This window comes from Streptomyces sp. NPDC101151 (assembly GCF_044768335.1).
In the GTDB taxonomy this organism is placed as follows: Bacteria; Actinomycetota; Actinomycetes; order Streptomycetales; family Streptomycetaceae; genus Streptomyces.
Map to the genome: position 1 here is coordinate 172758 of NZ_JBIWPP010000015.1, position 14434 is coordinate 187191.

Annotated in this window: 3 protein-coding genes (1 of these 3 running past the window's edge); all 3 read left to right on the forward strand. The window is 73.1% G+C overall.

The window, feature by feature from the left end; genetic code table 11:
• Tightly spaced (at most 20 nt apart), the 3 genes in view from ACIRU3_RS26280 to ACIRU3_RS26290 form a layout consistent with a single transcriptional unit that may run on beyond the window.
• Positions 1 to 9780 carry the 3' end of an amino acid adenylation domain-containing protein gene (locus ACIRU3_RS26280; protein WP_404060734.1) on the forward strand. 11748 nt of this gene lie to the left of the window's left edge, so the window shows 9780 of its 21528 coding nt (coding positions 11749-21528); the start codon falls outside the window, past its left edge; it ends in the stop codon at positions 9778 to 9780.
• On the forward strand, positions 9777 to 13055 hold the full coding sequence (gene fabD / locus ACIRU3_RS26285; protein ID WP_404060736.1) for an ACP S-malonyltransferase: 3279 nt from the start codon (positions 9777 to 9779) through the stop codon (positions 13053 to 13055). Before ACIRU3_RS26280 ends, fabD begins: the two co-directional genes overlap by 4 nt.
• Positions 13056 to 13075: 20 nt before the next feature.
• Positions 13076 to 14311 (forward strand): cytochrome P450, encoded by a 1236-nt coding sequence (locus tag ACIRU3_RS26290; protein ID WP_404060739.1) that lies wholly within the window; start codon positions 13076 to 13078, stop codon positions 14309 to 14311.
• Positions 14312 to 14434: the final 123 nt, after the last annotated feature.

Below are 14434 nucleotides of genomic sequence, written 5' to 3' on the forward strand. Positions count from 1 at the left end.
GAGGAGGACGGCGGGCCGCCCGCGCCCGCGCGACGCACGCGGCCCGTGGACGCACTGATCAGCGACCTGGCCGACATCGTCGGACGGCTCGCCGGGGTCGGCCCCGAGGCGATCGGGACGGACGTACCGCTCGGCGAAGTCGGTATGAACTCGGTGACCTTCACCGCGCTGAGCGTGGAGCTGCGCAAGGCGTACGGCATAGAGGTCCCGCCCGTCCTCTTCTACCGCCGGGGCACCCTGGCCGCGCTGGCCGGACACCTGTGGGAGCACCACGCGGCCGACCTGGCCGCCCGTTTCGAGCCCGTCGCCGGCGAAGCCGCCGAAGAAGCCGGCAGGGAAGCCACCGTGGAAGCCGGCAGGGATGCCGCCGAGACGGAGGCAGCGGAGGCCGGTCCGGGCGAGTCGCACCGCGGCGCCGATGTCGCCGTCATCGGTATGGCCGGACGCCTGCCCGGTTCGGCCGACCTGCGGGAGTTCTGGGACCACCTGGTCGCCGGGGACGACCTGGTGGGCGAGGTGCCCGTCGAACGCTGGGACTGGCGGGAGCGGCCGAACGCCCGCTGGGGTGCGTTCCTGCCGGACGTGGACTGCTTCGACGCGGCCTTCTTCGGGATCTCGCCGCGCGAGGCCGAACTGATGGACCCGCAGCAGCGGTTGCTGCTCGAAGTGGTCTGGTCCGCCGTCGAGGACTCGGGCTACCGCCCCTCCGAACTCGCCGGAAAGCGGGTCGGGGTGTTCATCGGCGTCGCGGGCGGCGAGTACCTGGAGGCGCAGCGGGCCGCCGGGTGCCCGCCCCAGGGCCACACCGCCACCGGCGCCGCGCTGTCCGTCATTCCGAACCGGGTGTCGTACCTGCTCGACCTGCGGGGGCCCAGCGTGGCCGTGGACACGGCCTGTTCCGGCTCGCTCACCGCCGTGCAACTGGCGTGCGCCGCACTGCGCGACGGCAGCTGCGACCTCGCCGTCGCGGGCGGCGTCAACCTGATCCTCTCGCCGTCCGTGCACGACATCCTCGACCAGGGCGGCATGCTGAGCGCCGACGGGCGCTGCAAGGCCTTCGACCATCGGGCCGACGGCTACGTCCGGGGCGAGGGCGTCGGCGTGGTGCTGCTCAAGCCCGGGGACCGGGCACGCCGTGACGACGACGCCGTACACGCCGTGATCAGGGCCGCGGTCGCCGGCCACGGCGGCCGGACCACGTCGCTGACTGCCCCCAGCCCGGACGCCCAGGCGGACGTGCTGGTGGCGGCCTACCGGGCCGCCGGTGTGCCGCCGGAGACCGTCGGGTACATCGAGGCGCACGGCACCGGCACCGCCCTGGGCGATCCGATCGAGACCGCGGGCCTGAGCACCGCCTTCCGGCGCCTGCGCGGGGAGACCGCACCACAGCCGGGCCCCGGATGCGTCATCGGGTCGGTCAAGACCTCCATCGGCCACCTGGAAGCGGCAGCCGGTGTCGCGGGCCTGCTGAAGACGGTGCTCGCCCTGCGGCACGGCCTGGTCCCGGCCAACCTGCACCTCGAAGAGCCCAACCCCCACCTGGAGCTGGACGGCGGACCGTTCCACCTCGCCGCCACCGCCCGCCCCTGGCCCCGCCCGCGAGACGCCTCCGGCCGCGAGCTGCCGCGCCGCGCCGGGGTCAGCTCCTTCGGCTTCGGCGGGGCCAACGCGCATGTCGTGCTGGAGGAGTCGCACATGCCCGACACCCGTGACGAGGAGACCGCGGAGCAGCTCTTCGTGCTCTCCGCCCGTACCCCCGAGGCGCTGCACGACGTCGCCCGGCGCCTTTCGGACCACCTGGCGCGCCACGACGTCCCGGCCGGCGACCTCGCCCACACCCTGCAGGTGGGCCGCGAGGCGATGACCCACCGGCTGGCCGTGGTCGCCCACGACGCCGCCGAGCTCCGCGCCGAGCTGGACCAGCACCTTGCCGGGCACGCCTCCCGTGTCCTCACCGGGCAGGCGGAGCGTCGTACCGCGACGGCCTCCACCGCAGGTGAACCGATCGCCCTCGCCCGCGACTGGGTGGCGGGTGCCGAGGTCGACTGGGCGGCCGTGCACCGCGGAGTCCGCCGGCGCCGGGTGCACCTGCCCGCCTACCCGTTCGCCCGCACCCCGTACTGGTTCTCCGGTGCCCGGACGGCCGAACGGCCCTCGTCCCCGCTCCACCCGACGCTGCTGGACACCGAGGTCCCTGCCGACAAGGGGCACGCGTACGCGAAGACGCTCACCGGAGCGGAGTTCTTCCTCCGCGAACACGTCGTCGGCGGTGAACCGGTGCTGGCCGGCGTGGCCTGTCTGGAGATGGCCCGGCTGGCCGGCGAACGCGCCGGGGGCCGGGCGGTGCGCGGGATCGACGACGTGGTCTGGGCCTCTCCGGTGCGGCCCGGCGCCCCGGGCGCTACGCGCCTGCTGCTCCGGCTCGACGGGACCTCGTTCGAGGTGCGGATCGACGGGGACGACCCACGGGTGCACGCCCGCGGCACCCTGGTGTTCGGCGAGGCCGAGCGGCCCGAGCGGCGGATCGACCCGCAGCAGGTGCGGGCACGGTGCGGCACCTTCCGCACCGGAGCGCAGTGCTACGAGACCTTCGCCGCCCTCGGATTCGACTACGGCCCGGCCTTCCAGGTGATCGAGGAGGTGGCCGTGGGGGCCGACGAGGCGCTGGCCACCCTGCGGCTTCCCGCGGCCCGGCGCACGGACGCCGGCGCGTACCTGTTCGACCCGTCGTTGCTGGACGCGGCGCTGCAGACGGCCGGTCAGCTCGTACCGGGCGCCGACGACCCGGCCGGCGCGCCGCCCTACCTGCCCTACTCCCTCGGATCGGTGCGGATGTACGGCGCGCTGCCCGAGGAGGTGTACGCCCATGCCACCCGGTCGGCGCGTCCGGCCGCGGCCGGAACGCTCTCCTTCGACGTGGCGCTGTCCGACCGCTCGGGCACGGTGGTCGCGAAGATCGACACCTTCACGCTCCGGGCACGGCCCCGGCCCGAGGCGGACCGCGGACGCGACACCGTGACCGCGTTCGCCCCGGGGCGGCAGCCCGCACCGGCGGTGCCGGGCCGGCCGTCCGGCACCGTGGTGGTGCTCGACGCCGGCACGGAGGGCCCGGCGGTGCGCACGGCCCTGACGGCGGCCGGCCTGACCGTGCGCCAGGTCACCCTGGACAGCGGCGTCGCGCCCGAGTCGGTGGTCCGGGACCTTCCCGACGGGCCCGTCCACGTCGTACACCTGGCGGGCGAGGACACTGCAGCCGACCGTGCGGTGGAGCACGGCTTCCAGACGGCGCTGGCCTTCCTGCAGGCATGGCAGCGGAACCGGCCCGGCCCGCTGCGCTACCTCTACGTGCACCGCGATCCGGCCGCCTCCCCGGCCCACCCGGCGATGGCCGGATTCGCCCGGTCGGTGCGCCAGGAGCATCCCGCACTAGACATCGGCGTGCTGGCCGTCGCGGACGGCGTGCTCGCCGAGGCGGTCACCGCCGAACTCGCCGCCGAGGGCGACCCCGAGGTACGTACCGGCACCGCCGGCCGCACCCGGCGCGTCTGGCACCGGGTGAGCCTGCCCCCGGCGGGTGCCATCGCCAAGTCGGCGTTTCTCGGCACCGGCGCTCACATCGTCACGGGCGGCACCGGCGCCCTGGGCCTGCTGCTTGCCGAGCACATCGCCGGGGTCCGGCGCACCGCCTGCGTCCGGGCCGGCGGGATCGTGCTCGCCGCCCGCACCGAACCGGGACCCGAGGCCCGGGCCCGCGCGCAGGCCGCCGGGGCCCATGTGGTCCTGGCCGATGTGACCTCCCCGGCGGCGGTGCGCGAACTGGTCGCCGAGGCACGGCGACTGCACGGCTCGGTCAGCGGGGTGCTGCACGCCGCCGGGGTGCTGCGGGACGCCTTGCTGCACGGGAAGGACCGCGCAGACGCGGCGGAGGTACTGGCCGCCAAGGTGCACGGCACGGAGCTGCTGGACGAGGCCACGCGACAGGAGCAACTGGACTATTTCGTCGCCTTCTCCTCCGCCGCCGCGGTCTTCGGCAACGCCGGACAGACCGACTACGCCTTCGCCAACGCCTACCTCGACCACTTCGCCGAGCGACGCGAACACCAGCGGCGTCTCGGGACACGGCAGGGCCGTACCCTGGCCGCGGCCTGGCCGCTGTGGGCGGACGGCGGCATGCGGATCGACTCGGCCACCGAGGGGCACATGACCCGCCGGCTCGGCATCCGCCCACTGCACACCGCACCGGCCCTGGACGCGCTGGAGCGGGCCCTGGCCGGGGACTTTCCCCGGCTGCTGCTCGCTCCGGGCGACCCCGACCGGATCCTTGCCGCGCTCAACGCGCAGCCTCCCCGCTCGCGTTCCGCAGCGGCCGAATCCGGCGCGGCGGCACCGGCCCGGGCCGAGCAACTGGTGCTCACGATCATCGCGGAGGAACTGAAGCTCCCCGAGACGGACATCGACGTCACCGAGCCCTTCGACCACTACGGCGTGGACTCGCTGATCACTCTGTCGGTGACCCGGCGGCTCGAAGAGCACTTCGGTCCGCTGTCCAAGACCCTGTTGTTCGAGTACGTGACGGTGCGTGAACTCGCGGACCATCTGGCCGCGGAGCACCCCGACGCCCTCGCCCCGACAGCGGAGGCCATGCCCGTCGCCGCCCCGCCGTCGACCGCGGTCCCGGAGGCCGCCGGCTCACCGCGGCCCGCCGCGCACGACGACGACATCGCGATCATCGGGGTCGCCGGCCGGTATCCGCAGGCCGACGACCTGGACGAGTTCTGGCGCAACCTGCGCGCCGGCCGGGACAGCATCGAGGAGATACCGGCCGAACGCTGGAACCACGACCGGTTCTACGACGCCGACAAGTCGGCGACCGGCAAGACCTACGGACGCTGGGGCGGCTTCGTCCGCGGTGCCGACCGCTTCGACCCGCTGTTCTTCCGCATGTCGCAGATCGAGGCCGAACACACCGACCCCCAGGAACGGGTCTTCCTGGAAACGGTGTGGCACCTGCTGGAGGACGCGGGCTACACCCGCGAGCAACTGCGGGACACCCGCATCGGCGTCTTCGTCGGCATGATGTACGGGCAGTACCAGCTGTACGGCGTCCAGGACGCACTGCGCGGCGAGGGCCTGCCGCCCCACTCGTCGTATGCCTCGGTGGCCAACCGGGTGTCGTACTTCTTCGACTTCACCGGTCCCAGTGTCGCCGTGGACACCATGTGCTCCTCCTCGCTGGTCACCATCCACCAGGCCTGCCAGGCGATCCGCGACGGCGACTGCCAGGTCGCCGTCGCGGGCGGCGTCAACATCTCCAGCCACCCGGCCAAGTACCTGCAACTGGCCTGGCGGGGCTTCCTCTCCGAGGACGGCAGGTGCCGCAGCTTCGGAGCGGGAGGCACCGGATACGTACCGGCGGAGGGCTCCGGCGCCGTCCTGCTCAAACGGCTCGACGCGGCGCTGGCCGACGGCGACCGCATCCTCGCCGTGGTCAAGGCGTCCGCCGTCAACCACGGCGGCACGGGCCGGGGGTTCAACGTGCCCAGCCCCAAGGCCCAGGGCGACCTCGTGCGGACCGCGCTCGACCGGGCCGGCCTGAGCGCCGCCGACCTGGACTACGTCGAGGCCCACGGCACCGGCACCGCGCTCGGCGACCCGGTGGAGATCACCGGGCTCATGCGGGCCCTGCGGCACGACGACGTCCCCGCACCGCTGGCCATCGGCTCGGTGAAGTCGAACATCGGCCACGCCGAGTCGGCCGCGGGCGTCGCCGCCGTCACCAAGGTGCTGCTGCAGATGCGCCACGGCGAACTCGTCCCCACCCTGCACACCGACGACCTGAACCCCAACATCGACTTCGGGACGACCCCGCTGCGCGTACAGCGCGAACTGGCCCCATGGCCCCGACGCACAGCGGCCGACGGGACGCCACGCCCGCGCACGGCGGGCGTGAGCTCCTTCGGCGCCGGCGGCACCAACGCCCATGTCATCCTCCAGGAGTTCCTCGGCACACCACAGCGCCCGACCGGGGCGGCCGGACCGCACCTGGCCGTCCTGTCCGCCCGGGACGCGGATGGGCTGACCGAGCAGGCCCGCCGGCTCGCGGCGCACCTACGGGCCGAAGGCGGCGCCCTGTCCGCGCCGGAGGTCGCCTGGACGCTCCAGACCGGACGCGAGGCCATGGCACACCGGCTGGCGATCCGCTTCGACGACCTCGACGAACTGGCGGCCCGCCTGGAGGAGTTCGGATCCGCCGGCACACCGGCCGGCAGCTGGACGGGAGTGGTGGATCCGCGCAGGCCCGGCGCCGGTGCCCCACCGCCGGCCGATCCCGCCGCCTTCGCCGTGGCCTGGACGTCCGGCCGACCGGTCGACTGGACCCTCCTGCACCCGACGACGCGTCCCGGCCGTGTGGCACTTCCCGGGTACCCGTTCGCCGGTGAACGGGTCTGGCTGGCGGCGGCGGACGCCGAGCTGTCCGCACTCGCCGCGGAACAGCCCACGGGTGCCCCGGACTCCGACACCCCCGGGACCGGCGTCCTGCTGACCAGGCGATGGGTAGCGGCCGATGCGGCGCGGCGCCGCGCGCTGCCCGGACGCACCGCCGTACTGGCCGTGCCCGGCACCGAGGCACTGGCCCTGCGGCTCGCCGACACGCTGCCGGCCGCCGAGGTGCTGACCACCGCACGGCTCGGTGCCGAGCTCGCCTCGGCCGACACCCGGTGGGACCGCTTCGACGCGGTGGTCGACCTGGCAGGCTGCGCCGACCCCGGCCCGGCCGTCGACCGGTCCGTGCTGCACACCTGGCTGAACTGGCTCCAGCACACGGTCGACCGGGGCAGGCGCGACCTGCGCGCCCTGCTGGTCTCCCGCGCCACGGACTCGGGTCTCGGCGGTGCGGCACGTGCGGGCCTGTACCGCATGCTCCAGAGCGAGTACCGCCATGTCCTCTCCCGGCACGCGGAGATGGGCCGGTGCTCCGACGAGCAACTGTGCGCATGGGTGCTGGCCGAACTGGCCACCGACGCCGAATGGGCCGAGGTCGCCTACCGGGACGGCGCTCGCCACCGGCCCGTGCTGCGCGAACTGCCGCACACCCCCCGCCGGCAGCCGCGCTTCCCCGACGGACACGTGCTCTGGGTGACCGGCGGCACACGCGGGATCGGCCTGCTGACCGCTCGGCACTTCGTGGCACGGCACGGTGTGCGCAGACTCGTCCTCACCGGCCGTGAGCAGGTGCCGCCCCGCGCCGAATGGGCCGGCCACATCGCCGCCGGCACGGCACTGGGCGAAAAGCTGCGGCCACTGGCCGAACTCGCCGCGCAGGGAGTGGAACTGGAGGCTCTGGCCCTGCCGCTGGACGACCGGCAGGCGGTGGCCGCGGCACTGGCGGACGTCCGGCGCCGTATGGGCCCGGCAGGGGGAGTGATCCACAGCGCCGGCGCCGTCGACACCGGCACTCCCGCCTTCGTCCGCAAGACGCCGGAGGGCATCGACCGGGTGATCAGCCCGAAGGTGTTCGGCCTCGACACGCTGGTGGAGTGCTTCCGCGACGAGCCGCTGGGCTTCTTCGCCCTGTACTCGTCGGTCGCCGCCGTGGCCCCCGCTCTGGCCGTCGGCCAGAGCGACTACGCCCTGGCCAACGCCTATCTAGACGCGGTAGCGGAGGCCCGCCCGTACGGTCTGCCGCTGGTCAGCGTGGCGTGGCCGAGCTGGCGCGACTCCGGCATGGGCGAGGCACGCAGCGCCGCCTACCAGGCGTCCGGGCTGGCCGCCCTCTCGGACGACGAGGGACTCGCCCTGCTGGACCGGGCCCTGGGGAGCGGCGAGCGCGTGGTCGTGCCCGTGGTCGTACGCCCGGGAGCACGGTGGAGCCCGGAGCGCCTGACGGCCGCTCGCCTGGACGGACAGGCGGACCAGGACCGGACACCGACCCGAACCACTCGGACCCAGCCGTCCGAACCATCCGAACCATCCGAACCGTCCGAATCATCTGAACCATCCGAACCGTCTGAGCCGTCTGAGCGGGTCGACCCGGCATCCCCGGCATCCCCGGTGTCCGAGGAGATTCTGCGGGCCAGGGACGCGGCGGCTGCCTGGGTGCTCGATCAGCTGGCGCTCGAGCTGCGGTTCGACCGGGCCAGGCTGACCGCCGACGTACCCGTGCAGGACTACGGGATCGACTCCATCCTCGTCACACAGCTGGTGCAGACCCTCGCCAAGCAGCTCGACGTGAACCTCGACCCCTCCGCTCTGCTGGAGTACCCGACGGCGACCGAGTTCGCGGCCCACCTCGCCGAGGCCCACCCCGCAGAACTCGTCCGGGTCTTCGGCACGCCACCGGCCGGCACGCCGCGCTCCGCGACACCGCACGAGACCCGGACCGACGGCGCGGCCCGGCCGGCCCCGATGCCCGCCGAGGGCGTACGCCCGGTGTCCGGTACCGGCGACATCGCGGTGATCGGTCTTTCCTGCCGCTTCGCCGGCGCGGACTCGGCCGAGGAGTACTGGGAGCTGCTGCGGAACGGCCGTACGGCGCTGCGCCCCGTGCCCGAGCGGTTCTTCGGCCGGCCGAACGATCACCACGCCGGGCTCCTGCCCGACGTACTGCGGTTCGATCCGGACGCGTTCCTGCTGTCCGACGAGGACGTCGCCGCGATGGACCCGCAGGCGCTGCTGCTCCTGGAGGAGGCCGACAGGGCCGTGCACCACGCCGGTTACCGGCCGGCCGACCTCAAGGGGCGTCGCATCGGCGTATACGTCGGCGGCCGGGCCACGCGCACACCGGACGACACACTGGTGGACGGGGCGAGGAACCCCGTCATGGTCACCGGCCAGAACTACCTGTCCGCCAACCTCTCGCAGTTCTTCGACTTCCGTGGCCCCAGCATCGTCGTCGACACCGCGTGCTCCTCCGCGCTGGTGGCCCTGGACACCGCCGCGCAGGCGCTGCGGGCGGGGGAGCTGGAGGCGGCGGTGGTGGCCGGCGTGAGCCTGCTCGCCGACGACCGGGCGCACCAGGTCTTCGCCCGGCGCTCCCTCCTCAACCCCGGTGCGGAGTTCCACCTGTTCGACCGCCGGGCCGCCGGGCTCGTCCTCGGCGAGGGCGTGGGCGTCGTGGTCCTCAAACCACTGGCCAGGGCCCAGGCCGACGGCGACCGGGTGCTCGCCGTCCTCAAGGGCCTCGCGATCAACAACGACGGCAGGACCGCCGGCCCCGCCGCGCCCAACCCGCAGGCGCAGAAGGAGGTGATGGCCGAGGCGCTGGCGCGCAGCGGCCACGACACCGCGGACGTCGGCTGGGTGGAGGCCAACGGCTCCGGGTCCGCCGTCACCGACCTGCTGGAGCTGAAGGCCGTACAGGCCGTCTACGGCGGCGGCACGGACCGACGGGTGGCGCTCGGCTCGGTCAAGCCGAACATCGGTCATCCGCTGGCCGCGGAGGGGATCGCCGCGTTCATCAAGGTCGTCCTGATGCTGCACCACGGGGAGCAGGTGCCGTTCGTCTCGGGGCAGGAGCCGCTGGATCACTTCGACCCGGCCGCCTCCTCGCTGTACTTCCCGCGCGAGCCCCGGCCATGGCCCAGGCAGGCCCTCGCCGCCCTCAACTGCTTCGCGGACGGCGGCACCAACGCACACGCGCTGATCGCCCCGGCACCGGACGCTCCCCGGCCGGCGAGACGGCCGCTGCCGCAGCCGCCGCTGAACCGCAGGACCGTCATCAGAGGAATCGCCGAACCCGCGTCCGTGACGACCGGCCTGTTCTGGGACGACTACCGATGAACGAACCGCTGCCCGTCGTCTTCCTGTTCTCCGGACAGGGCTCCCAGTACTACGGCATGGGCAAACAGCTCTACGACACCAACGAGATGTTCCGCAGCACGCTGCTCCGCTACGACGCCGCCGTGACCGAGATGCTCGGGGAGTCGGTGCTCGCCCGGATCTTCGACCCGTCGAAGCAGCGCAACCACCCGTTCGTGGACACCCGGATCACCCACCCGGGCATCGTCATGATCGAACTGGCGCTGGCGCAGACACTGCGGGCCGAGGGCATCGAGCCGGACCACGTCCTCGGGTCGAGCCTGGGCGAGTACGCGGCAGCCGTCGTCGCAGGCAGCCTCGACCCGTTCGACTGCCTGCGGATCCTCGTCCGGCAGGCCGACCTGATGCGGGCCGTCCCGCCCGGCGGCATGCTCGCCGTGCTCACCGGGGTCGGCGTCCTCGACCGGCTCCCCGCCCTGCGGGCCTGCGAGGTCGCCGCCCGCAACTACCCGGGCAGCTTCGTGGTCGCGGGTCCGGAGGACGAGCTGGCCAGGGCCGAGGCGGAACTGGCCGCCGCCGGCGTACTGCACCTGCGCCTCCCGGTGGAGTACGGCTTCCACTCGCGTCTGATCGACGAGGTGGCCGACGCCTGCCGCGGCGCCTTCGACCATGTGCCGCTGTCCCCGCCACGCGTCCCGTGGGTGTCCTGCGTGGACGGCGCTCTCGTGGACCGGGTGAGCGTGGAGCACTTCTGGCACGTCGCACGGCAGCCGATCGACTTCGAACGCGCCATGGCCACCCTGCGCGCGCGAGGCGACTTCCGTTACCTCGACCTCGGCCCCTCGGGCAGCCTTCACAACTTCGTACGGCAACTGCTGCCCCCGGCGACACGCTCGGAGTCCCTGCCCCTGCTCAGCCAGTTCGGCAAGGACACCGACCTGTTCGACGCGGTCCGCGGGCGCGCCGTCCGGAAGACCCCACGAAAGGAACCGCGGATGCGCACGGCACGCGGCATGAAGGTGTACGGCTTTCCGGGCCAGGGCTCCCAGCGACGGGGCATGGGCAACGGGCTGTTCGAACGGTTCCCGGACGAGACGGCCCTCGCGGACCGGGTCCTCGGCTACTCGATCCAGGAGCTGTGCGTCACGGACCCCGAGCGTCGCCTCGCCCGCACCGAGTACACGCAGCCCGCCCTCTTCGCGGTGAGCGCACTGACGTACCTCGACCGGACCGCGCACGACCCGGTGCCACCGGACTACCTCGTCGGCCACAGCCTGGGCGAGTACGCGGCGCTGTTCGCGGCCGGGGCCTTCGACTTCGAGACCGGGCTGCGGCTGGTCAAGCGGCGAGGCGAGCTGATGGCCGGCGCGGACGACGGCGCCATGGCGGCCGTGGTCGGTGTCGACGAACGAACCGTCATCCGGCTGCTCGCCGACCCGGCGCTCAGTACCCTGGACCTGGCCAACCACAACGCCCCGGACCAGTTCGTCGTCTCCGGCCCGGCCGACGGCGTCGACGCGGCCTGCACCGCCTTCGAGGAAGCCGGGGCCCGCACGGTCCGGCTCCGGGTGAGCGCGCCGCTGCACTCGCGCCACATGAAAGGCGTCGCGGAGGAGTTCGCCCGCTACCTCGACGGGTTCACGCTGCTTCCCCCACGGATCCCGGTACTGGCGAACGTGGACGCACAGCCGTACACACCCGACACGCTCAAGGAGCGCCTGACCGCGCAGATCGCCTCCCCGGTGCGGTGGACCCAGACCGTGCGCGCCCTGATGGACGAAGGAGACTTCGAGTTCGTCGAGCTGGGCCCCGGCAGGGTGCTCAGCAAGCTGGTCACCCGTATCCGGTCGGCCGCCGAACCCATTTCCCTTTCCGCGACGGCCGCCGAACCCACTTCCCTCTCCGCGACGGCCGCCGAACCCACTTCCCCTTCCGCGACGTCCGCCACGGACGCAGCGCAGCCGGCCGTCGAGCCTGCGCCACCGCGTGCGCGGCCCGTGGCACACGATGCGGCGCCCGGGATCGGCCCCGACGACCTGGGGGCGCGCGGCTTCCGGGACCGCTACGGACTGCGGCGGTCCTACGTGCTGGGCTCGATGTACGGGGGTGTCTCGGGTCCTGAGCTGGTGCGCGCGGCGGCCCGGGCGGGGCTCCTCGGCTTCCTCGGAACCGGCGGGCTCACGCTCGCCGAGGTCGAGCAGCAGCTGCGGAAGCTCGCGCCGGGCAGCGCGGCCGGCGCCAACCTCCTGTACCGGCACACCGCGCCCGAGCAGGAGGGCGCACTGGTCGACCTGCTGCTGCGGCACGGAGTGGACCTGGTGGAGGCGTCCGGCTATCCGCTGATCACCGAGGACCTGGTGCGCTTCCGGCTCAAGGGCGGCCGCATCCTGGCCAAGGTGTCCCGCACCGACGTCGCCGCGGCGTTCCTGTCCCCGCCACCGCGGAAACTCGTCGAGCGACTGTTGGCAAGCGGCGCGGTGACTGCGGCCGAGGCCGCCGCGGCCGCTTCCCGGCCCATGGCGGACGATCTGTGCGTGGAGGCACAGGGCGGCTGGCTGAGCGGCACCGCCGATCCGCTCACCCTGCTGCCTGCGGTCCTGCGGCTGCGCGACCGGCATGCCGGCAGCGGTCCACGGGTCCATGTCGGGTGCGCGGGCGGAATCGGCACCCCGCAGGCCGCCGCCGCGGCCTTCCTCCTCGGTGCCGACTTCGTTCTGACGGGCTCGGTCAACCAGTGCTCCGTGGAGGCGGCCACCAGTGATCAAGTCAAGGAACTGCTGCAGGAGGCACGTGAGCACGACGTGGACACGGCACCCTGGGGCGAGCTGTTCGAACTCGGGGTGCAGGCCCGCTATCTGAAGCGGGGCCTGTTCTTCCCGGCCAGGGCGGCCAGACTCCACGAACTGTGGCGGCGGCACACCTCGTTCACCGAGCTGGACCCCGCCACCCGGGCACAGGTCCTCGAACGCTTCCTCGGCGGCGAGCTGCCCGCCCCGCCGAGCGCACCCGAGGCGGCCGGAAGGACCCACCTGGCGGCCCTGTTCCGCGGCTACTTCACGCGTGCCTTCCGGCTGGCGGTGACGGGGGACCAGCAGGCGAAGGTCGACTACCTGGTCCACTGCGGGCCGGCGATGGGGGCCTTCAACCAGGCGGTCGCCGAGACGTCCCTGCACCCCTGGCGGGCCCGAACCGTCGAGGGTGTCTCCGACTTCCTCATGGCAGGCGCGGCCGCGCACATCACCGCACGGTTGCGGAGTTTTCAAGAGATGCGGAACAGCGAGGCGATCCGACCGTGAAAGCAGGAGGCCGTCACACCGTGAGCACCGTGCCGCAGACCGATCCCATGATCTTCTATCCGTTCACGCCTGAGTTCATGGCCGACCCGTATCCCCACTACGCCGAGTTGCGCACCCGCGTGCCGGTGCACGAGCACCCGGGCGGATTCTGGATGCTCTCGCGCTACGACGACGTGGCCGAGCTGCTGCGCTCAGGGCTCTCCGTCGAGCAGAGCCGGGTCGCCCCCGGGCCGTTCCGCGACGCCTACGCGAAGGCGGGTGTCACGGACAAGCCGCGCCTGAAGGGGCTCGCCCTCCTGGACCGGGACCCGCCGGACCACACTCGCCTGCGCAGGCTGGTCACCCAGGCCTTCACCGTACGTGCCATCAACGCCCTGGAGCCGATGATCCGCGCTCTCGTCGACGAGGCGCTCGACGGCATCGCCGAGGCCGGCGGCGGAGATCTGGTCGAGTCGCTGGCGTTTCCCCTGCCCTTCACCGTGATCTCACGGATGCTCGGGATGCCCCCGATCGACACGCAGCACATGCGGATGCTCACCACCCTGCTGATGCGTTCCGTCGAACTGACCATGGACCCCGAGGTGATGAGGGTCATCGAGGCAGCCGACGCGGAGATCTTCGGGCTGGTCGACGAGGCCGTCTCCCAGAAGCGGCGGGAGCCCGGCGACGACCTGCTCACCGCGCTCATCGCCGCCGAGCACGACGGGGACAAGCTGACCCACGACGAGCTGGTCGCCCAGGTCACCATGCTCTACGTCGCCGGCTACGAGACGAGTGTGAACCTGATATCCGGCGGCGCCCTCGCCCTGCTGCGCCATCCCGAGCAGCTCGAACTGCTGCGGTCCAGGCCGGAACTGGAGCACAACGCCGTCGAGGAGGTGCTCCGCTACTACCCTCCCGTCCACTACAGCAGGCGCGTGACGCTGGAGCCGTACCGTGTCGGCGGCCACGACATCCCGGCCGGGGCGTTCATCCTCGCCAACCTCGCCGGGGCCAACCGTGACGAGTCGTTCTGGGGACCCGACGCGGAGGAACTGAGACTGGACCGGGACAACGCCCGCCGTCACCTCTCCTTCGGCGGCGGTATGCACCACTGTCTCGGCGCGACGCTGGCCCGTGTGGAAGGCAGGGTGGCGCTGGGAGAGTTGGCCCGCCGTTTCCCCGGCCTGACCATCGACGGCAAGGTCGAGTGGAACGGCCTGGTGAGCCTGCGCGGTGTGTCCCGACTGCCGGTCAGGGCCTGCATTCAGGCCTGAATGCAGGCCTGAATGCAGGGTGTGCCCCCGGTTGCAGGCCGGGGGCGGACCGGGGTCACGGCAGTAGATCGTCGCCGGCCCGGCTCGCCGCGCAGTCCGTCCCGGGGCCGACCCACGCTCCCC